Source organism: Flavobacterium enshiense (assembly GCF_022836875.1).
GTDB lineage: Bacteria > Bacteroidota > Bacteroidia > Flavobacteriales > Flavobacteriaceae > Flavobacterium > Flavobacterium enshiense_A.
This window is the reverse complement of record NZ_CP090376.1, coordinates 918,647-940,394: the sequence shown is the minus strand read 5'-3', so window position 1 is coordinate 940,394 and position 21,748 is coordinate 918,647. Positions and strand designations below refer to the sequence as shown.

At 38.9% G+C, this 21,748-nt stretch carries 19 protein-coding genes, 1 tRNA gene and 1 pseudogene; 9 read left to right on the top strand and 12 right to left on the bottom strand.

Features of this window, described 5'->3' with window-relative positions; translation table 11 throughout:
* The first annotated feature begins 95 nt into the window (after window positions 1-95).
* From LZF87_RS04230 to LZF87_RS04210, 5 genes and pseudogenes are all read left to right on the top strand, one after another.
* The gene (locus tag LZF87_RS04230; protein WP_244341999.1) at window positions 96-1,997 is read left to right on the top strand and encodes a S9 family peptidase; all 1,902 of its coding nucleotides are present in this window, start codon (window positions 96-98) and stop codon (window positions 1,995-1,997) included.
* Between the two features lie 198 nt (window positions 1,998-2,195).
* The gene (locus tag LZF87_RS04225) at window positions 2,196-3,338 is read left to right on the top strand and encodes an aminopeptidase C (RefSeq protein WP_244343720.1); all 1,143 of its coding nucleotides are present in this window, start codon (window positions 2,196-2,198) and stop codon (window positions 3,336-3,338) included.
* Between the two features lie 133 nt (window positions 3,339-3,471).
* Window positions 3,472-5,772 (top strand): GH92 family glycosyl hydrolase, encoded by a 2,301-nt coding sequence (locus LZF87_RS04220; protein ID WP_244341998.1) that lies wholly within the window; start codon window positions 3,472-3,474, stop codon window positions 5,770-5,772.
* A gap of 1 nt (window position 5,773) precedes the next feature.
* The gene (locus LZF87_RS04215; protein ID WP_244341997.1) at window positions 5,774-8,056 is read left to right on the top strand and encodes a GH92 family glycosyl hydrolase; all 2,283 of its coding nucleotides are present in this window, start codon (window positions 5,774-5,776) and stop codon (window positions 8,054-8,056) included.
* An 89-nt stretch (window positions 8,057-8,145) separates the two neighbouring features.
* Window positions 8,146-8,304, top strand: a pseudogene (locus LZF87_RS04210) (oxidoreductase); the annotation flags it as partial.
* Window positions 8,305-8,429: 125 nt separating this feature from the next.
* Here the strand turns inward: LZF87_RS04210 and LZF87_RS04205 are convergent.
* The 8 genes from LZF87_RS04205 to pdxA form a co-directional block, all read right to left on the bottom strand.
* Window positions 8,430-9,020 carry an HD domain-containing protein gene (locus LZF87_RS04205; RefSeq protein ID WP_244341996.1) on the bottom strand — a complete coding sequence of 197 codons (591 nt, stop codon included), beginning with the start codon at window positions 9,018-9,020 and terminating at the stop codon, window positions 8,430-8,432.
* A 103-nt stretch (window positions 9,021-9,123) separates the two neighbouring features.
* Window positions 9,124-10,209 carry a ligand-binding sensor domain-containing protein gene (locus LZF87_RS04200; protein WP_244341995.1) on the bottom strand — a complete coding sequence of 362 codons (1,086 nt, stop codon included), beginning with the start codon at window positions 10,207-10,209 and terminating at the stop codon, window positions 9,124-9,126.
* A gap of 132 nt (window positions 10,210-10,341) precedes the next feature.
* Window positions 10,342-11,688, bottom strand: a complete 1,347-nt coding sequence (accC, locus tag LZF87_RS04195; RefSeq protein ID WP_244341994.1) for an acetyl-CoA carboxylase biotin carboxylase subunit — start codon at window positions 11,686-11,688, stop codon at window positions 10,342-10,344.
* 98 nt (window positions 11,689-11,786) lie between these two features.
* Window positions 11,787-12,275 (bottom strand): acetyl-CoA carboxylase biotin carboxyl carrier protein, encoded by a 489-nt coding sequence (gene accB, locus LZF87_RS04190; RefSeq protein ID WP_244341993.1) that lies wholly within the window; start codon window positions 12,273-12,275, stop codon window positions 11,787-11,789.
* A gap of 26 nt (window positions 12,276-12,301) precedes the next feature.
* Window positions 12,302-13,300 carry a beta-ketoacyl-ACP synthase III gene (locus LZF87_RS04185; protein ID WP_244341992.1) on the bottom strand — a complete coding sequence of 333 codons (999 nt, stop codon included), beginning with the start codon at window positions 13,298-13,300 and terminating at the stop codon, window positions 12,302-12,304.
* Between the two features lie 162 nt (window positions 13,301-13,462).
* Window positions 13,463-13,657, bottom strand: a complete 195-nt coding sequence (gene rpmF, locus LZF87_RS04180; RefSeq protein ID WP_081694205.1) for a 50S ribosomal protein L32 — start codon at window positions 13,655-13,657, stop codon at window positions 13,463-13,465.
* Between the two features lie 9 nt (window positions 13,658-13,666).
* Window positions 13,667-14,203 carry a YceD family protein gene (locus tag LZF87_RS04175; RefSeq protein WP_244341991.1) on the bottom strand — a complete coding sequence of 179 codons (537 nt, stop codon included), beginning with the start codon at window positions 14,201-14,203 and terminating at the stop codon, window positions 13,667-13,669.
* 82 nt (window positions 14,204-14,285) lie between these two features.
* The gene (gene pdxA / locus LZF87_RS04170) at window positions 14,286-15,323 is read right to left on the bottom strand and encodes a 4-hydroxythreonine-4-phosphate dehydrogenase PdxA (protein ID WP_244341990.1); all 1,038 of its coding nucleotides are present in this window, start codon (window positions 15,321-15,323) and stop codon (window positions 14,286-14,288) included.
* A 57-nt stretch (window positions 15,324-15,380) separates the two neighbouring features.
* Here pdxA and LZF87_RS04165 point away from each other — a divergent pair, with 57 nt between their 5' ends.
* On the top strand, window positions 15,381-15,971 hold the full coding sequence (locus LZF87_RS04165) for a riboflavin synthase (RefSeq protein ID WP_244341989.1): 591 nt from the start codon (window positions 15,381-15,383) through the stop codon (window positions 15,969-15,971).
* A gap of 21 nt (window positions 15,972-15,992) precedes the next feature.
* On the opposite strand, the gene LZF87_RS04160 is transcribed toward LZF87_RS04165, so the two are convergent.
* The 3 genes from LZF87_RS04160 to mce form a co-directional block, all read right to left on the bottom strand.
* A complete protein-coding gene (locus LZF87_RS04160; protein WP_244341988.1) occupies window positions 15,993-16,205 on the bottom strand; it encodes a hypothetical protein in 213 nt (70 codons plus the stop codon).
* 260 nt (window positions 16,206-16,465) lie between these two features.
* Window positions 16,466-16,539, bottom strand: a tRNA-Ile gene (locus LZF87_RS04155).
* Between the two features lie 46 nt (window positions 16,540-16,585).
* A complete protein-coding gene (gene mce, locus LZF87_RS04150) occupies window positions 16,586-16,990 on the bottom strand; it encodes a methylmalonyl-CoA epimerase (RefSeq protein WP_244341987.1) in 405 nt (134 codons plus the stop codon).
* Between the two features lie 213 nt (window positions 16,991-17,203).
* Between mce and rbfA the strand changes: the two genes are divergently transcribed.
* From rbfA to LZF87_RS04135, 3 genes are all read left to right on the top strand, one after another.
* Window positions 17,204-17,596 carry a 30S ribosome-binding factor RbfA gene (rbfA, locus tag LZF87_RS04145; RefSeq protein ID WP_244341986.1) on the top strand — a complete coding sequence of 131 codons (393 nt, stop codon included), beginning with the start codon at window positions 17,204-17,206 and terminating at the stop codon, window positions 17,594-17,596.
* Between the two features lies 1 nt (window position 17,597).
* Window positions 17,598-18,797 (top strand): ABC transporter permease, encoded by a 1,200-nt coding sequence (locus LZF87_RS04140; RefSeq protein ID WP_244341985.1) that lies wholly within the window; start codon window positions 17,598-17,600, stop codon window positions 18,795-18,797.
* Between the two features lie 161 nt (window positions 18,798-18,958).
* Entirely contained in the window at window positions 18,959-20,383 is a 1,425-nt protein-coding gene (locus tag LZF87_RS04135; protein ID WP_244341984.1) for an MATE family efflux transporter, read from the top strand.
* Window positions 20,384-20,682: 299 nt separating this feature from the next.
* Here the strand turns inward: LZF87_RS04135 and dusB are convergent, their stop codons facing one another.
* The gene (gene dusB, locus LZF87_RS04130) at window positions 20,683-21,675 is read right to left on the bottom strand and encodes a tRNA dihydrouridine synthase DusB (protein WP_244341983.1); all 993 of its coding nucleotides are present in this window, start codon (window positions 21,673-21,675) and stop codon (window positions 20,683-20,685) included.
* Window positions 21,676-21,748: the final 73 nt, after the last annotated feature.

Sequence of the window (21,748 nt, the reverse complement as noted above, 5' to 3'; positions counted from 1 at the left end):
CGCCAAATGCGGGGCTTTTTGTTAATTCATACCAATTCAATAATCGATTCGATAAAATCATTAATTTTAGCCTTTCTTTTCAAAAAATAGCAACAATGAAAAAACTCCTTATTTTAACGCTTGGAATGATGGGACTATCAGCTTCTGCTCAGGATGTGATGACACCTGAACTATTATGGAAATTAGGCAGGGTAACACCAATCGGACTTTCCAAAGACGGTAAAAATATTGTTTACAAAGTATCAACTCCTTCAATCGAGGAAAACAAATCGAATTCAAAATTCTTCACCATTCCGCTAAACGGAGGGACAGCAACAGAGGTTCAGGACACCAAAGACCTGGTTAAAAATAAAAACCTTTCTTCCGACGGAAAATATACCCTTTCGCATAAAGAGGTGAAAGTCGAAAAAGTACTAGGCAAAGATTTGTATACCGACCTTAAAAAAGCAGATGCTCAGGTTTACGACGGATTGAATTACCGTCACTGGGATACTTGGAACGATGGAACGTACAACCATGTTTTCTTTGCTGAGAACAACGACAAAACGGTTCCTACAGATATTATGAAAGGAGAATCTTTCGATACACCGCAAAAACCACACGGAGGGGACGAAGACTATATCTGGTCACCTGACAGTAAAAGCATCGTATACGTTTGCAAAAAGAAATCGGGAACGGCTTATGCCATCAGTACCAACACCGATTTGTACGAATACAACATCGAAACCAAAATCACGAAAAATTTAACCGAAGGTAATTTAGGATACGATACACACCCACTATATTCACCAACCGGAAACCTAACCTGGCTGCAAATGAAACGCGACGGTTATGAAGCCGACAAAAATGACATCATTGTAAGCTTCAAAGGGATGGACATTAACCTGACTGCAGGTTGGGACGGCACCGTAGAAAGCTTCAAATGGAGTGAAGACGGCAAGAAAGTTTATTTCATTGCGGCTGTTGACGGAACTAAGCAACTTTTTGAAGTGAATTTCCCGGGGCTGACTAAAATTGCTGTTACCGTAAAACAAATTACAAATGGTGATTTCGACGTAACCGAAATTATTGGTTTCACTGAAGGAAAAGTGATTTTAGCACGAAACGACATGAACCATGCTTCGGAAATCTATTCGTATGAATTCAAGAAAAAAGCCTGGAAACAAATCACCAATGTAAACACGGATGTTTACAGTAAATTGGCTTTAAGCAAAACCGAAAAAAGAATCGTTACCACTACCGATGGTAAAAAAATGGTGGTTTGGGTAATCCTTCCTCCAAACTTTGACAAAACTAAGAAGTACCCTGCGTTATTATATTGTCAGGGCGGACCACAAAGTGCACTTACACAATATTATTCGTTCCGATGGAATTTCCAGACCATGGCCGCTCAAGGTTACATTGTTGTAGCGCCGAACCGTCGTGGTATGCCGGGGCACGGTGTAAAATGGAATGAAGACATCAGTAAGGATTGGGGCGGACAGGTTATGGACGATTATCTTTCAGCAATCGATGACGTAGCTAAAGAATCGTATGTAGACAAAACGCGTTTAGGCGCAGTTGGAGCGAGCTACGGAGGTTACTCTGTTTTCTATCTTGCGGGAATCCACAAAAACCGTTTCAAAACATTTATCTCGCACTGTGGTGTTTTCAACCTTCAAAGTATGTATGGAACGACTGAAGAAGTTTTCTTTAACAACTTTGATCATGGAGGTGCTTATTGGGAAAAGAACAATGCCGACGCCCAAAAAGCATACACCCAGTTCAATCCTATCAATATGGTAAACAACTGGAACACGCCGATTATGATCATTCAGGGCGGAAAAGATTATCGTGTGCCGATCGGACAAGGTCAGGAAGCCTTCCAGGCAGCACAATTAAAAGGCATTAAAAGCCGCTTCCTTTTGTTCCCGGAAGAAAACCACTGGGTACTGAAACCACAAAACGGTTTGGTATGGCAGCGTGAGTTCTTCAAATGGCTGAAAGAGACATTATAATAAAAGCACAAAATCCCTTCCTGATGTAAGTTCAAGAAGGGATTTTTTATATCATAATTAAAACCTAAATTGTTGTTAAAATGGATTTTGAATTGTAACAATTCATAATTTTACCAACCAATAGTGAAAATTAAAAACAAAACTATGTTATCAATTCCTATCAAACCTTTTCTTGTAGCATCTGCATTGATCGTGAGTATGTCGTCGGCTTATGCACAAGATAATTTAGTGAATTCGCTAAAAATCAATGCTAGCGAAAAAAGTAAAGAATCATTCAAATTTACTGATGTAGTTAACATCGAGAACACTTCGATTAAAAACCAAGGGTCTTCCGGAACATGCTGGAGTTATTCTGCTAACTCTTTCTTAGAGTCAGAAATGATCCGTATGGGTAAAAAACCGGTAGAATTATCTCAGATTTTCTCGGCAAGAAATGCTTATATCGAGAAAGGAAGAAATTATGTTCGTATGCACGGTGCTGTTTCTTTAGGTGACGGTGGTGCTTTCCACGATGTAATCAACATGTACAAAAAATACGGTGCTGTTCCTCAATCCGTTTATACTGGTTTGAACTACGGTACTGATAAAAATAAATTTGCTGAAATGGCTGCTATAGGAGAAGGAGTTCTTAAAGCAGTTGTAAGCAATCCGAACGGAGAACTAACTCCAAACTGGGAAAAAGCATATACGGCAGTAATTGATTCTTATTTGGGTCAGGCTCCGAAATCTTTCCAATACAATGGAAAAACATATACTCCTGAAACTTTCGCTAAAGAAGTAGTTGGAATTAATGCGGATGATTATGTTGAAATCTCTTCATTACAGGAATACCCATATTATACAAAATTCACTTTGATGGTACCGGACAACTGGTCATTCGATCAGGTTTACAACGTAAAAATGAACGAATTGACCGATATCATCGATAACGCATTGAAAAATGGCTATTCAGTGGCTTGGGCTGGTGACGTAAGTGAGAAAACTTTCTCTTGGAAAAACGGAGTAGCTTTCGTTCCTGAGAAAAAAGTAGAAGACATGACGGCTGACGAAAAAGCGGATTTGTTCAACGGCCCTAAAAAAGAAGCTGCTGTTACTGAAGAAATGCGTCAGAAAGCATTTGACAACTACACTACTACAGACGACCACGGTATGCACATCGTTGGAATCTCAAAAGATCAAACGGGTAAAGAATACTATATCGTTAAAAACTCTTGGGGAACAACAAACGACTACAAAGGTTATTTATACATGAGTAAAGAGTTCGCAAAATACAAAGCAACTGCGATCATGTTACACAAAAAAGCGGTTCCAACTGCTATCGCTAAGAAATTAGGCGTTTAAGAATACATACAATCATCAATCAAAAATCAAATCCCGAAGTCAAAACTTCGGGATTTTTTTATACCAAATCAATAAATAGGATTCACTTTTTTAAAAAACTTATATTTGTAAGTAAACTAAACTGTTTAATCCTATGACTTACAGCATTATTAAAAAAACGGTACCGCTACTGTTTTTACTATCACTGAATTTTGCCTCGTCTCAGAACACCATTAAAGCGACCGACCCTGTAGAATGGATTAATCCGCTGATGGGAACAGACAGTAGTTACGAGTTAAGCAACGGAAACACCTACCCTTCCATTGCATTACCCTGGGGTATGCACGCCTGGACACCTCAAACTGGCAAAAATGGTGATGGATGGCAATACACATATAGCGCTCAAAAAATAAGAGGATTTAAGCAAACACACCAGCCTTCACCATGGATGAATGATTACGGACAATTTTCGTTAATGCCTGTAGTAGGAAAACCTGTTTTTGAAGAAGGTGAAAGAGCCAGCTGGTTTAGTCATAAAACAGAAATTGCTAAGCCATACTACTACAGCGTTTACTTAGCCGATTATGACGTCACCGCTGAATTAACCCCAACCGAAAGAGCAGCTTCTTTTCGCTTCACTTTCCCAAAAACCATTGAAGGCTATATGGTTATTGATGCTTTTGACAGAGGCTCTTACATCAAAATAATTCCTTCCGAAAATAAAATCATAGGATACAGTTCACGCTACACCAGAGGGAAACTCAACAACTTCAAAAACTACTTTGTTATTGTTTTTGACAAGCCTTTTGAACAATCCAACATTTGGAGCGATAAAACAAAAATGGATGTTTTAGAGTTATCCGGAAGTCATGTTGGAGCAATCATTAAATTTAAGTCGCTTTCAGCTAATGAAAAAGTACATGCCAAAGTCGCTTCGTCCTTTATAAGTTTTGAACAAGCCGAAATTAATTTACAAGAAATAGGTTCGGATAATTTTGAAACCGTGAAGCAAAGAGCCAAAGAAACCTGGAACAAAACTTTAAGCAAGATAGAAGTAGAGAGTGACAACATAGACCATTTGCGCACTTTTTATTCGACATTATACCGCACTTTGTTTTTCCCGATGAAATTGTATGAGAAAGATGCTTCTGGGCAAATCGTACATTACAGTCCGCACACAGGTACAGTTTTACCGGGTTACCGATTTGGCGGAACCGGTTTTTGGGATACTTTCAGGGCTTTATACCCTTTTTTGAATCTGATGTATCCTTCTATCAACAAAGAAATGCAAGAAGGGTTAATAAACGATTATAAAGAAGGTGGTTGGCTGCCTGAATGGAGTAGTCCTTCATACAGCGACATAATGATTGGAAATAATTCAGCATCAGTCGTGTCTGATGCTTATATTAAAGGGCTAAGAGGTTATGACATCGAAAAATTGTATGAAGCATTACTACACGGAGCCAATAATGAAGGCCCTCAAGCCACGGGAAGAAAAGGCGTTGAGTATTATAACAAATTAGGTTATGTTCCTTATGATGTAAACATTAACGAAAGTGCTGCACGAACTCTAGAATATGCCTACGACGATTTTACAATATACCAATTAGCTAAAGCTTTACATAAACCACAGGCAGAAATTGATCTATATAAAACCAGATGTTTAAATTACAAACATCTTTTTGACCCGGAAACCAAGTTGATGCGTGGAAAAAACAAAGACGGCCCTTTCCACTCTCCATTCAACCCTTTTAAATGGGGAGACGAATTCACGGAAGGAAACAGTTGGCATTACACGTGGAGTGTATTTCACGATATTGATGGATTGGCACAACTGATGGGTGGCTATAATGAATTTGTAAAAAAATTAGACAGCGTATTTACCATGCCTCCTGTTTTTGACAATTCTTATTACGGCGAAACTATCCATGAGATAAGGGAGATGCAAATAGCCAACATGGGCCAATATGCACACGGAAACCAGCCTATTCAGCATATGATCTATTTGTATAATTATGCCGGTCAGCCTTGGAAAACGCAATATTGGATAAGAGAAACCATGAACAAACTTTACAAACCCACTCCGGATGGATATTGTGGTGATGAAGACAATGGTCAGACCTCCGCTTGGTATGTGTTTTCAGCGTTAGGCTTTTATCCCGTTTGTCCTGCTACCGATCAATACGTGTTAGGAACACCGCTTTTCAAAAAGGTAACATTACATTTAGATAATGGCAAAGATTTTATAATAAAAGCACCCAATAACAGCAAGACAAACAAATACATCGAACAAGCTGAGCTGAATAGAAAAGGTTATGATTATAATTGGATAAGTCATAATACAATACTCAATGGAGGAACTTTCTACTTAAAAATGAGCAGTGTTCCGAATTTAAAAAGAGGAACTACCAAAAAATCGTTTCCGTTTTCATTATCAACTCAAAAAAACGACTAAAATGAAAATAAACATTCTCTCGTTATTATTCATAGTACTCACATTATCTGTTTACAGCCAACATAAATATGTGAAATATGTGAAACCGATAATTGGAACACAAAGAATGGGACACGTTTATCCCGGTGCTTCAGTCCCTTTCGGAATGGTACAGTTAAGCCCCGATACAGACACTATTCCGTATGCCACAAACGGAAAATACAACCCTGATGTCTATAAATATTGCGCCGGTTATCAATACGATGACAAAACGATTGTTGGCTTTAGTCACACCCATTTTAGCGGCACCGGCCATTCTGACTTAGGCGATTTTTTAGTAATGCCAACTGTTGGAAAATTGCAACTAAATCCCGGAACAGCCGATAAACCTTTATCAGGATTTCGTTCCGCATTCTCCCATACCAACGAAACTGCAGAAGCCGGCTCTTATAAAGTAAAATTAGACGATGACAACATATTAGCCGAATTAACGGCTTCCAACAGAGTCGGATTTCACCAATATACCTTTCCAAAATCGGATGAGGCTCATATCATATTGGACTTAATGAGCGGTATTTATAACTACCCGGAGAAAAATGTATGGACCTATGTTCGCGTAGTTAACGACACTTTGATTACCGGATACAGGCAAACTAACGGCTGGGCCAGAACCCGCGCTCAGTATTTTGCCATGACTTTCTCAAAACCGTTTATAGAATATGGCAGTAAAAACTTTGAAGAAAAACAAGTTTACAGAGGATTCTGGGGAAAGTTTAACCAAGGAAAAAACTTCCCCGAAGCTGCAGGGAAACAAATCAGGATGTATTTTAACTTCAAAACCTCTGATTATGAAAAGATAAAAGTCAAAATGGCACTTTCTTCAGTAAGCATGGAGGGAGCGATATTGAACTTGAAAACGGAAATTCCACATTGGGACTTTGAGAAAGTTAAAAAAGAAGCTCAAAATTTATGGGAAAACGAATTGAAAAAAATAGAAGTTGAAGGAGATGAAGATTTGAAAACCAACTTTTACACTGCCATGTATCACTCGTTTTTAGCTCCAACTACTTATATGGATGTCGATGGCAAATACAAAGGATTAGACCAAAACATTCATCACGCGGACAGCTTTACAAATTTTACCACTTTTTCGCTTTGGGACACCTACAGAGCTTTACATCCTTTGTTTAATATTATTCAGCCCAAAAAGAACAATGACATGATTCATTCCATGATGAAACACTATGAGCAAAGCCCCCATAAAATGTTACCTATCTGGAGTCATTACGCTAATGATAACTGGTGCATGAGTGGATATCACAGTGCTTCAGCGATTTCAGATGCCATTGTGAAAGACATTTACACGGGTGATAAAAATAAAGCCTTAGACGCCTGTATTGCTACGGCAAACAAAAGGGACTACGAAGGTATTGGGTACTATATCGACAAAGGTTACATTCCTTCTGAAAAAAGCGGTGTCTCTGTTTCAAACACTCTTGAATATGCGTATGACGATTGGGCAATAGCACAATTGGCCAAAAAACTGAATCGATTAGATGTGTATGAGGCATTTTTAAAACGTTCTGAAAACTGGAAGAATAACTTTGATAAAACAATCGGATTTATGCGTCCAAAACAAGCTGACGGGACCTTTAAAAAAGAATTTGATGTATTGAGCACACACGGACAAGGATTTATAGAAGGCAATAGTTGGAACTATACTTTTTTTGTACCTCACAACCCAAACGCTTTAGTTCAGGCGATGGGAGGCAAAAAAGCGTTTACAAAAAAATTGGATGAGTTATTTTCGATGAATTTACCAGATGCCTTTTTTGCAGAAACCGAAGATATAACCCGAGACGGAATCATTGGTGGTTATGTTCACGGCAACGAGCCTGCACATCACGTGGCCTATCTGTATAATTGGACCGACCAGCCTTGGAAATCCCAGGAAATAATCAGAAGAACACTAAAAATGCAATACAAACCTACTCCAGATGGTTTGGGCGGCAATGACGATTGCGGACAAATGAGTGCCTGGTATATTTTCTCATCATTAGGATTTTATCCTGTTGCCCCAGGAAGCAATGAGTATGCCATAGGCAGTTCGACCGTTAGGAATGCCAAAATTAATTTAGAAAACGGAAAAACTTTTGAAATTAGAGTTCATAATCAAGTCGATAAAAATGTTTATGTTCAAAAATTGGTCTTAAACGGCAAAACATTAAACAAATATTTTATCAACTATCAGGACATACTCAATGGAGGAATTTTAGAATTCACCATGAGCAATAAGCATAACTAAAAAAGTAAAGAACCGCTTTAATCAAAGAAGCTGGACGATTTTCACGCCATGACCGTGATGAGTTTGCTAAAAGAAAAAAAGACGCAAAAGCATTGGCCAAACGTAAACAGGAAGAACAGGATTTTCAACCACCGTTGGATATTGTCGATGGAGCCGCACGAGTTATGGACCCGTTGTTTGACGGAATCAACACCGGAAAGCATTGGTGCGGAAAATTCCTGAAAGATTACAAGCCTATCGCCTGGTAAAAGAGATTTGCTTTTGAAACACAAAACCCACAACATAATTTGATTCTGTTGTGGGTTTATTTATTGCTCTGACGTTGGGAGACTTCGGAGAATGGTATAGCAGTTTTCCTTCTTCGTAAATAAATTTATTTTTTGAGGATTCCCATGTCCACACTTTCATTGATCAAATTCTCGGCATATTCCCAGATTACAGCGGAACCGTCTTTAATTGCTTTTTTCTTGTCATAAACTTTTTGATAAGGCACATTAAATTCCGCCCACGTTCCACCATTATTGGAGACATTTTGAAGTAATGGCTCAAATCTGTCCATTGATTTTGCAAATTTTGCCTCATCTGTAATACCCTCTTCAAATTCCTGCCAAATTACTATAAATTCTTCTGCTTGTTCTTTTGGTAAAAGCCCAAATATTCGTTTCGCTGCAATAAGCTCCTCATCGGTATTTGTGTGATTTTTTTGTGTGTCGTAAATAAACGTATCACCGGCATCAATTTCTACAATGTCGTGCATTAAAACCATTTTCAAAACTTTGAGAACATCTATTGGTTTGTCAGAATGTTCTGCTAACACAATCGTCATCATTGCCAAATGCCAACTGTGTTCTGCGTCGTTTTCGCGTCTGTCGCTGTTGAATAATTTAGTTTTACGTTGAATGTATTTAAGCTTGTCAATCTCTTTTATGAAAGCTACTTGTTTTAATAAATTTTCAGTCTGCATAGTCCAATAATAATTTTCAAGAGAATTCTACTGTTGAAGTGAGGTCGGTTAAAATTACCGGTAATAAACACCACCTAATTTAATAGGTGACGGATTTTGCTTCTTATTTTGGAACAAACTCAGTAAAAGATTTTCCATTGAATTTACATACACCATTTTCGTCTGTTCCAAACCAAAGGTCGCCTTTTTTATCTTTATAAATCGTGTTTACGGCATTACTGGTCAATCCATCTTTTGTGGTATAATTAGTTAAGTCATTCCCATTATATCTCCAAACACCGGCATCAACGGTTCCAACCCAAAGGCTTCCATTGCTGTCTTCGTTTATAGAATAAATACGAGCCAAGGTACCTAAACCTGCTTTACCTGAAGCCCTAAATTCTTTATTACCAAGTTCCTTTTCTTCTGTAAAATTGACTAACGATTTGCCGTCATATCTAAATAGACCGGCACCATTATTTCCAAACCAAATGTTCCCTTTACTATCTTCAAACAAACTAAGTACTGCCGGACCACTCAGACCTTTTTCAGTAAACCACATGAACGATTTTCCATCATATCGACAAACCCCTTTAGCCTGAGTGCCAAACCAAAGATTTCCTTTTTTATCTTTCAGAATAGAATATACCGCGTAGGGACTAAGGTTGAAGGGAGAATTTTGTGGATTTCCAGACTTATGACCAGTCTCCGCCAAAGGCAAATATTTAAGTGAATTGTTGCTATAGCGAAAAACTCCACCTCCGGCATAGAACCACAGGTCGTCAGGTTCTATTTTCCAATTGTTGACAGAACTATCATTTAAATGATTGATGAGCGTGGTAAAAGTTTTTCCATCAAAACGGCTGACGCGGAATAAACCTGTGCCAAACCAAATGTTTCCGAATTTGTCTTCTTGAATACTTTGAACTTGATTATTAGACAGTCCGTCTTTCTCAGTAAGTTGTATCAATGTTGTACCATCGTAGCGATACACACCGGCTCCATTTGTGCCAAACCAATAATTGCCATTTTTATCCTGAAAGATACTCCGAATGTTTTTGTCGATTTCGGTTGCTGAATTAGTTTTGAATTTGTTGGCGCTCTTAATAGTTTCCTTGTCAGTTGTACTACTGATACTATTTTCAGACTTGTTCTGTCCCTTGCAAGAAGAAAAACATACGCATATAAGCAATAAAAGGAATCTCATCATTCGCTTTACTATTTTCTTTTGATTAGCCATATCGTTTATCTTAAAGAAGTGTTGTCTCAGATGAGTCACTAACAATCAAATATACGCCTTTACAAATAAAAAAACCCAATCTTTCGACTGGGTTACTTTTTATTAATTAAGCTCTTTCATTTTGAAAGATTCCATAAACTTGGTGGTATAATTTCCGGCAACATAATCCGGCTCATCCATCAATTGTCTGTGGAACGGAATCGTAGTTTTTATCCCTTCGATTACGAATTCATCCAAAGCACGTTTCATTTTATTGATTGCCTCTTCTCTGGTTTGCGCAGTCGTGATCAACTTCGCAATCATTGAATCGTAATTTGACGGGATTGTGTATCCTGCATAAACGTGAGTATCCAAACGAACTCCGTGTCCTCCCGGTGCGTGTAAAACTGTAATTTTACCTGGAGACGGACGGAAATCATTGTAAGGATCTTCCGCGTTGATACGGCATTCGATAGAGTGTAATTGCGGCAAGTAGTTTTTACCTGAAATAGGCACCCCTGCTGCTACCATAATCTGCTCACGAATCAAGTCATAATCGATAACCTGCTCAGTGATTGGATGCTCTACCTGAATACGCGTGTTCATTTCCATGAAGTAGAAGTTTCTGTGTTTGTCCACTAAGAACTCAACAGTACCGGCTCCTTCGTATTTGATATATTCTGCAGCTTTAACCGCAGCTTCACCCATTTTTTCACGTAATTCATCCGTCATGAACGGAGAAGGTGTTTCTTCCGTTAATTTTTGATGACGACGTTGTACCGAACAGTCTCTTTCCGAAAGGTGACATGCTTTTCCATACGAATCCCCTACCACCTGAATCTCGATGTGACGAGGCTCTTCGATAAGTTTTTCCATGTACATACCATCATTACCGAATGCTGCTGCAGCTTCCATACGAGCGCTTTCCCAAGCTTTTTCAAGCTCTTCTTCTTTCCAGATAGCACGCATCCCTTTACCACCACCACCGGCAGTAGCTTTCATCATCACCGGGTATCCGATTTCTTTAGCTACTTTTTTAGCTTGTTTAAAATCTTCCAGGATACCGTCAGAACCCGGTACGCAAGGAACACCAGCTGCTTTCATGGTAGCTTTAGCCGTAGCCTTATCTCCCATTTTGTCAATCATCTCAGGAGATGCACCAATAAATTTGATATTGTGTTCCTGACAGATTCTGGAGAATTTAGCATTCTCAGAAAGGAACCCGTAACCCGGGTGAATTGCGTCTGCATTAGTTATTTCTGCAGCTGCAATGATATTTGACATCTTTAAATAGGAAAGATTACTGGGTGCAGGTCCGATACATACTGCTTCATCGGCAAACTTAACGTGCAAGCTTTCCGCATCAACTGTAGAATAAACCGCAACCGTTTTGATTCCCATTTCTTTACAGGTTCTAATCACACGAAGTGCAATCTCTCCCCTGTTTGCGATTAATATTTTTTTAAACATCTTTTTAAATTAGAAAATTAGACAATTTGGATTTTTGGACAATCAGATTATCAGACCTCTAAGAAATCTAACAATCTAACAATCTAATAATCTAAGAATTAAGATGGATCTACTAAGAACAATGGCTGATCGAATTCTACCGGAGAAGCGTCATCCACTAAAACTTTAACGATTTTACCGGAAACTTCCGCTTCGATTTCGTTGAATAATTTCATTGCTTCAATAACACAAACTACATCTCCTTTAGAAATTGTGCTACCTACTTCAACGAACGTTGGTTTGTCCGGAGAAGGTTTTCTATAGAAAGTACCAATCATTGGTGACTTGATAGTAATGTATTTCGAATTGTCATCTACTGCTGCAACTGGTGCTGCCGGTGCCCCCGGTGCTACTGCTGCTGGTGCCGCTGCTACAGGAGCCGCCATAGGCATTGCCTGCATAGGCATTTGCTGAATATAAGTTGTTTCAGCTGCTCCAGCTTCAGTTGTTTTAATGGTGATTTTAAAATCATCCATTTCTAATTTTACTTCTGTAGCACCTGATTTTGCTACAAATTTGATTAGGTTTTGAATTTCTCTGATATCCATACTATTCTAAATTTGGTTTTGTTTGTTTATTGTTTGTTATACGCCCATTTCAGGTAAACAGCTCCCCATGTGAAACCGCCCCCAAAGGCTGCAAAAATAATGTTATCTCCTTTTTTAAGCTGACTCTCAAAATCACTCAACAACAATGGCAATGTTGCTGATGTAGTATTTCCGTAACGATGAATGTTAATCAATACCTTTTCTTCGTCAAGCCCCATGCGGTTTGCTGTTGCATCAATAATACGTTTATTGGCCTGGTGTGCCACTAACCAATTCACATCTTCTTTCGTCAGATTATTGCGCTGCATGATTTTTTCACTTACATCTGCCATTCCCGACACCGCATATTTAAATACCGTTTTCCCGTCCTGGAACACATAGTGTTGTCTGTTTTTAACCGTTTCTTCCGAAGCCGGTAAAATAGAACCTCCTGCATCGATTTTAAGGAATTCCCTTCCGATACCGTCACTTCTCAAAAACTCGTCCTGAATACCTAAACCTTCATTATTCGGTTCAAACAATACAGCTCCGGCGCCATCTCCAAAGATGATGCAGGTTGCTCTGTCGGTATAATCGATAATGGAAGACATTTTGTCGGCTCCAATCAAAAGGACTTTTTTGTAACGTCCTGATTCGATGTAGGCTGAAGCGGTAGACATTCCGTAAAGGAAACTTGAACATGCTGCATGAAGATCGTAGGCAAACGCATTAACGGCCCCGATTTGAGTGGCAACATACACTCCTGTAGCGGCAACCGGCATGTCTGGTGTTGCGGTAGCCATTATTAACAAATCGATTTCTTTAGGATCAATTCCTGTTTTTTCGATTAAGTTTTGCGCTGCTTTTATCGCCATGAAAGAAGTCCCCTGCCCTTCTTCTTTTAGCATTCTTCTTTCTTTGATACCAGTACGGGTAGTAATCCACTCGTCGTTAGTATCCACCATGGTTTCCAATACTTGGTTTGACAAAACGAAGTCCGGAACATAGGCACCCACTGCTGTTATAGCGGCTGTTGTTTTATTCATAAAAGTTGTATTTTTCTTCCTGAAAAATATGATTTCAAAAAGTGGTGGAAATTACAAAAAAAATCCCAAACCAATATTCTTTTATACCTACTTAATTTACTTTCAATAGGTTTACAAAAAAAAACTCCCACACAGTGAGAGTTTTCTCTATTTGTTTTCGGACTATGCTTCCGCTACTTGTTTGTCAATAACAACTTGACCTCTGTAGTACATTTTACCTTCATGCCAGTAAGCTCTGTGGTATAAATGCGCCTCTCCTGTTACAGGACATGTTGCAATTTGAGGAGTTGTCGCTTTATAGTGCGTTCTTCTCTTATCTCTTCTTGTTTTCGAGGTTTTTCTCTTAGGATGTGCCATCTTACTATATTATTTATCCGTTAATAGTTGTTTTAATTTATCCCAACGGGGATCATTATTTTCTTCTTCTTTTTTATGTTGCTCTTTCGGAGCCAGTTCATTCAGTTTTTCAATCGCTTCGGTTTTTAATGTACCGTCTTTCACACCAGGATGGATACGTTTCGAAGGTACCGACAACACAATCATCTCATAGATATACTGTGCCACATCAACCTGAAATTCACCATGAGGCAAGATCAGTAATTCATCATTCTCATTATTAAAAGCATCACCGAATTTCACAATTAAATTCAGCTTTCCTTTTATTGGCAAATCGAATTCCTCACCGGTTAAATCACAAGGTACATTAATCGTACCCTTGTGTTTAAATGTAAGCTCAAGCAAAGTGCTTTTCTTTTCCAAAACCAAATCCACCTTGATATTGACATCATTATATTCGTCAAACTCAAAGCTCTCAAAGAACTCCTTACCTATTTGATAGTCAAACTGATGTTTCCCCAACTTTAATCCCACAAAAGGAATTAAAAAATCTTTCTGAATATTCATACCAACAGTTTTGAGCGTGCAAAGATATAAAATTATTGTAAATTCAAACGAGTTGTAAACATTTTTTTGTTTATAACTGTTTTTACTTTGTTTTCAAAGGATTTTTAACCAACTCCTTGTATTCGTTTCGGTTATGAAACACATCCAATGCCAGATAAACCGCCTCCTTAAACGAATTGAAATCCGCCATCCCTTTTCCGGCAATTTCATATGCTGTTCCATGGTCTGGTGATGTTCGTATTTTATTTAATCCCGCTGTATAATTAACTCCTTTTCCAAAAGACAATGTCTTAAACGGAATTAATCCCTGATCGTGATAAGTCGCAATCACGGCATCAAATTTTTCGTATTGCCCTGAACCGAAGAAACTATCTGCCGAATACGGTCCAAAAACCATAATTCCTTCGTCAAAAAGTTTCTGCAATGCCGGCCGGATTACCTCATCATCTTCCTTGCCTATCACACCATGATCGCCGCAGTGTGGATTCAATCCCAATACTGCAATTTTTGGCTTTGTGATTCCAAAATCCTGAATAAGTGTTTTATTAACCGTCTCCAGCTTGGTTCTGATCAATGCTTCCGTTAAATGAGCAGAAACCTCATTAACCGGCACATGATCCGTTAAAAGCCCGACCCGCAAATTATCCTGAACCATCAACATTAACGCATCGCCTTCCAATTCCTGATTCAGGTAATCGGTATGACCGGGAAAATGAAATTCTTCCGATTGTATATTATACTTATTAATAGGAGCCGTCACCAAAACATCTATCAACCCCTCTTTCAATGCCTGGGTAGCGGCGGTAAACGACTTAATCGCATACTTACCAACAGTTTCGTCATTCTCTCCGAATTGCAGATTCACTCCTTCTCGCCAAATATTAAGCACATTGATTCTACCAAACACTAATTGTTCCAATTTATCTATCCCTTGCAGATTAGATTCTAAATTCAGTGTTCTTTTAAGAAATGAAAGAATTTTTACATTCCCAAAAATAACCGGCGTACAAAGCTCAAGCATACGGGTATCTTCGAAAGTTTTCAAAATTACTTCACTTCCGATACCATTTAAATCTCCGATGGAAATCCCTACAATTATATTTTCTGCTCTTTTAACCATGCTGACTAGTTATTTATTCCTAATTTTGGATGTGCAAATTTAGCAAATTTAATAGTTATGTTTACAGGAATTATTGAAACTCTTGGAACGATTCAGGATATTCAGAAAGAAAACAACAATATTCACGTTACCATAAGTTCTTCAATCACCGGAGAATTGAAAATTGACCAAAGCGTAGCCCACAACGGCATCTGCCTAACCGTCGTTAATATCAGCCACGATAGTTATACTGTTACCGCCATTAAAGAAACCATCGATAAAACAAATTTGGGTGACTGGAAAGTGGGTGACTCTGTTAACATAGAACGCGCCATGAAATTAGGCGATCGCTTGGACGGTCATATTGTTCAGGGACATGTGGATCAGACCGGCATTTGCAAAAACATCGAAAATGCCGGCGGAAGTATTTATTTCACCTTTGAATACGATAGCAACCAAAACAACATAACCATCGAAAAAGGCTCCATAACCATAAATGGTGTCAGTCTAACAATCGTAAATTCAAAGAAAAACGAATTCAGCGTTGCAATAATACCTTACACTTTGGAACACACCAATTTTAAAAACTTTAAAATTGGCACAAAAATCAATCTTGAATTTGATGTTATTGGAAAATATGTCGCCCGATTGCAGGAACTGAAAAATTAAAACCACAAAAAAAGCTTCAAATCACTTTGAAGCTTTTTTTGTATAGATATTTTTGAAATAATAAAATGCTAAGCCTAAAGCACTTACTAACAGAAAAACCACACCTGTATCGATAGGCAGTCCTGGTAGCACTGGTGGCGCCATTGGTGGTGGCGGGCCTTCTTGGGAAAAGACCACTGTAGCATTCAACAATGCCACCATAATCATTAATAATTTTTGTAGGTTATTTTTCATGGGTGTAAAAATATAAAAATTAACTTCCTTGCAACAAGGAAATCTAATGTTTTGACAAAATTTAATGTTTTAATAAAAAATGCTTCCGAATAACCACCCTCTAAAACACCTCAATCACAAACCCGTTAGCGTTTCGACGAATGTAAAAATATTTTTCTAAAAATCAATAATTTTTATCAAAAAAATCGATTTTTTGTTAAATTCTTTGAATTCATCATTAAAAAAAAAGACCTTCTTTACGGAAGGTCTTTTGACTTTAGTGGTCCCACCTGGGCTCGAACCAGGGACCACCTGATTATGAGTCAGGTGCTCTAACCAACTGAGCTATAGGACCGGTTTAGAGGTTGCAATATTACTATTATTTTTTAATCCCACAAAAATTAATTCGGGATTTCTTGACATAATTCCACTAAAACGCCATTTGTTCCTTTTGGGTGAAGAAAAGCAACCAGCTTATTATCCGCTCCTTTCTTAGGTACTTCATTCAAAACCATAAAGCCTTCTTGCTGTAAACGAGCTATTTCCGCAACGATATCTTCCACATCAAAAGCGATATGATGAATCCCTTCTCCTTTTTTCTCGATAAACTTAGCTATCGGACTTTCCGGATTAGTTGCTTCCAATAACTCAATTTTATTAGGACCATTCATAAAAAAGGAAGTCTTCACCCCTTCGCTTTCCACTTCTTCCTGCTTGTAAGCTGGTGCTCCGAACAGTTTTTCAAAAACCAGATTGGACGTTTCCAGATCCTTAACCGCAATACCTATATGTTCTATTTTTCTCATATCTTTTTATTGAGCCGCAAAGTTCGCAAAGTTTTTACAATGTTTACAAAAAATAAAATGGTTTTTCCCATAGCCCTGATAGAGCGGATTAGCTCCCGTCTCGTTTTTTTTAACGAGACGGGACTATGAGCGATAGCAGGAAAATGGACTGCAAAAAACACACTGTCCGTTCGCTTCTTCTCATTTAACTTAAAAAAATCGTATTTTTGCAGTATGGAAACAAACAGACAAAAAAAGATAGGAACGCTTTTGCAAAAAGATTTGGTGGATATTTTGCAGGGTGAGGTACGTAAAAACGGAATCAGCAATCTGATTATTTCCGTGTCAAAAGTGAATGTGACGTCCGACTTATCCATTGCGAAAGTATATTTGAGCATTTTTCCGGTTGATAAAGGTCCGGAACTTTTAGCGGCAATCCGAACAAATACTCCATTAATTAGATACGACTTAGCACAACGCGTTAAACAACAGTTACGCCGTGTACCGAATCTGATTTTTTACATCGACGACAGTTTAGATTATATCGAAAAAATAGACAACGCTTTAAAAGGCGATGAAAACCCGATCGAAAACCGCGACCTTTTAGCTCGAAGAAAGAAATTATAAATTGAATTTTCCGTTCTACATAGCGCGTCGTTACACGGTTAGTTTCAGCAAAAGCACTGCCATCAATATTATTACAGGTATTGCGACACTTGGAATCATCGTGAGTTCCATGGCGCTCTTTGTGGTTTTGTCGGTATTCAGCGGTTTACGGGAATTCAGTCTTTCCTTTGCCAACGATACCGATCCCGACTTAAAACTGTCAAACTCGGTTGGCAAATCGCTGATGATTACCCCGCAGCAGGAAAACAAGTTAAAGACTTCCAAAAACATTGCCGTTTACAGTAAAACAATTGAAGAACGTGTACTATTCTCTTTCAACGAAAAACAGGAAGTAGCTTATTTAAAAGGTGTTGACGACGCTTTCAAAAAAACGACTCCATTCGAAAAGAAAATTTATGCCGGAGAATGGCTTAAACCCAATACCTCCCAGGTAGTTATCGGATATGGTATTGCCAACAAACTTTCCATGGGACTTTTCGACTTTAATAATGTTTTTGAGGTTTTCGTACCTAAACCCGGTAAAGGTGCAATAGAAAATCCCGAAGAAGCTTTCAACGAATCACCACTGACGCCTATAGGCATCTATGCCATCAACGACGATTTGGATAAAAAATATGTTTTTGCAGATCTGGGACTATCTCAAGAATTACTGCAATATCAATCCAATCAGGTCACTTCCATTGAAGTAAAACTAAAACCGTCAGCTTCTGAAGACGAAACCATCGAAGAACTGCAAACCATTTTCAACAATAAGGTATCGGTAAAAACACGGGCTCAATTAAACGACAGTTTATACAAAATGCTCAACACCGAAAACATTGCTGTTTACCTCATTTTCACCTTAGTGATAATCGTTGCCCTTTTCAATCTGGTGGGCGCGCTGATCATGATGATCCTGGACAAAAAAGCCAACCTTAAAACCCTCTTCAATCTGGGAGCGGAAATCCGACACCTGAGAGCTGTGTTTTTACTTCAGGGAAATTTGCTAACGTTTATTGGCGGAACCATCGGTTTATTATTAGGCATGCTGTTTGTTGTCCTGCAAAAAAAATATGCACTGATTATGATTACGCCTTCCATGGCCTACCCTATTGAATTTAGAACAATTAACGTTATCATTGTAATGGCTACCATCAGCATACTGGGATTAACAGCGTCTTGGATTGCTTCAAGCCGTGTCGGCAAAAGCCTGCTGGAGTAATTTTGCTTCAAAAATTAATTTTTATCTTTGCTGTTCAACAAAACGGAACGCCCATGATTGTTTTTGTCTAGTCCTTACTTATTTACCGCTGAGATAATTAGGACATTTTCACCTCATCCGGTTTCATCAATCCGGCTTCATTCATTTTATCCTAATTGATCATGACAAACACATCAAGACATACTACTTTTTCAAGAATATTCAACACCCTGAAAACCGCCATTAAAGGCGACGACTCTTTCGATTACACCAGCGGAAGCATCAAGAAAGCCGTTGTTCTCCTTGCCATACCCATGGTTTTGGAAATGATGATGGAATCGGTTTTCGCTTTGGTTGATTTATATTTCGTAGGGCATTTAGAACACAGTAGTTACGCCATTCAAACGGTAGGATTAACAGAATCTGTACTCGCCATTATCTACTCATTAGCCATCGGGATCAGTATGGCTGCGACGGCTGTAGTAGCGCGACGCATCGGTGAGAAAGACCCGGTAGCAGCATCCAAAGCCGGAATGCAGGCCATTATTATTGCTTTTGCAATCAATACAATAATCAGTGTTTTTGGGTTTATTTATGCCAAAGATATTTTGCTTCTAATGGGAGCCACACGGGAAGCTGCCGATTACGGAGTAAACTTTACCCGAATCATGATGGGCGGAAGCTTATGTATCATGCTTTTATTCCTGATTAATGGAATTTTTCGAGGTGCCGGAAATGCGGCTATTGCCATGCGCAGTTTGTGGCTGGCCAATGCCTGCAACATTATTTTATGTCCGATCTTAATTAACGGACTGGGACCGATTCCCGCGTTCGGATTAATTGGCGCGGCAATGGCCACCACCACAGGAAGAAGTATCGGAGTATTGTACCAGGCCTACCACTTGTTTAACGGGCGAAGCATTTTAAAAATTGTTCCTTCGTATTTCATTCCCGATTTTGAACAAATCAAACACATTGCCAAAATTGCCGCTCCGGGTGTTTTACAGTTCGTAATTGCTTCCTGCAGCTGGATTTTCTTAGCGCAGTTGGTCGCTACAACAGGAGGTGATCAAGGTTCGGCAGGTTATCAGACTGCCTTGCGGATTATGATGTTTTTCATACTTCCTGCCTGGGGACTGAGCAATGCCGCTGCGACTCTGGTCGGACAAAATCTGGGCGCTCAACAGATTGCACGTGCGGAGAAATCAGTATTCACCACTGCGAAATACAACACGGTTTTCATGGCAACCATCATGGTAATCACCTTATTGTTTTCCCATCACATCATCTCTTTTTTCTCGAACGATGTTATTGTACGGAAAATTGCCGTGGAAGCATTGCAAACCATGAGCCTGGGATATATTTTTTACGGTATCGGAATGGTATTGATCAACACTTTCAACGGAGCAGGCGACACCTGGACTCCTACATGGGTTAACTTTTTCGGATTCTGGCTGTTTCAGATTCCGCTTGCTTATGTTTTGGCAAAACAATTTAAAATGGGACCAACCGGAGTTTTCATGGCCGTCCCAATTGCCGAAACCGCAATTACACTTGCCAGCATTGTACTTTACAAAAAAGGAAGATGGAAGAAAGTACAGGTTTAAAAAAAGGCTCAACAATTGTTGAGCCCTTTTTTTATTTTCAAATCAGTTTTTATTCTTCTTTGCTATTACCAACAAATATATAATTATCAAAAATTGGAAAAATATAATCCAACTCAATGAATAAACATGATTATAGGACAACTCAATTATTTCATTACTAATCCCTTTTACTGATTCCATTGCATATTTAATGTCTAAGAGAAAACCCAAAAACATAAACACAAAAACAATGAATGATAAGATGGATGCGATTAATAAAGCGTACCAGATTTTATTACTATTCACTTCGTATTTATCTATTAAACCACTTGATAATCCGAAAAAGCATCACGGATTTCGTCAAAAATCTTGAATAATTCCTCGGCACTGTCGTTGGTTACTAACTGTTGACGGTATTCCTTGAAATTGTGAATCCCTTTGAAATAATTGGTGTAATGACGGCGCATTTCTACGATACCTACACGCTCGCCTTTCCATTCCATAGCCCAAGTCAGGTGATTTTGAGCAGCCTGTATACGGGCTTCCATGTCGGGAGGCGGCAATAATTCGCCAGTTTTGAAGTAATGTTTGATTTCGTCGAAAATCCACGGATAACCAATCGCGGCACGACCGATCATGATACCATCCAGACCGTATTTGTTTTTGTATTCCAACGCTTTTTCGGGAGAATCGATATCCCCGTTTCCGAAAATCGGCATCGTGATACGTGGATTGTTTTTCACCCTTTCAATATGCGACCAATCCGAATGCCCTTTATACATTTGGGCACGGGTTCGACCGTGAATCGTCAGCGCTTGTACACCAACATCCTGCAATCGTTCGGCCACTTCATCAATGTTGATGGAATCGTGGTCCCAACCCAAACGAGTCTTTACCGTTACCGGAAGATTCGTTCCTTTAATTACGGCTTTGGTAAGACGCACCATCAGGTCGACATCTTTTAAAACACCGGCACCGGCACCTTTACAAACTACTTTTTTAACCGGACAACCAAAGTTAATGTCTACTAAATCGGGTTGCACCGTGTCGACGATTTTAGCCGACATTTCCATCGCCTCTTCGTCTCCTCCGAAAATCTGAATACCTACCGGACGTTCGTAATCGAAAATATCAAGTTTCTTTTTGCTTTTCATAGCATCACGGATCAGTCCTTCACTGGAAATAAACTCCGAGTACATCAGATCGGCACCGTGCTGCTTGCACAAACGACGAAACGGTGGGTCGCTCACATCCTCCATCGGCGCGAGTAACAAAGGAAATTCGGGTAATTCTATGTTGCCAATTTTAACCATCTTCTTCAATTTGGCGCAAAATTACGAATTTAAACCTTAATTAATTGTTAGAAGCCATAACAAACAGAAAACT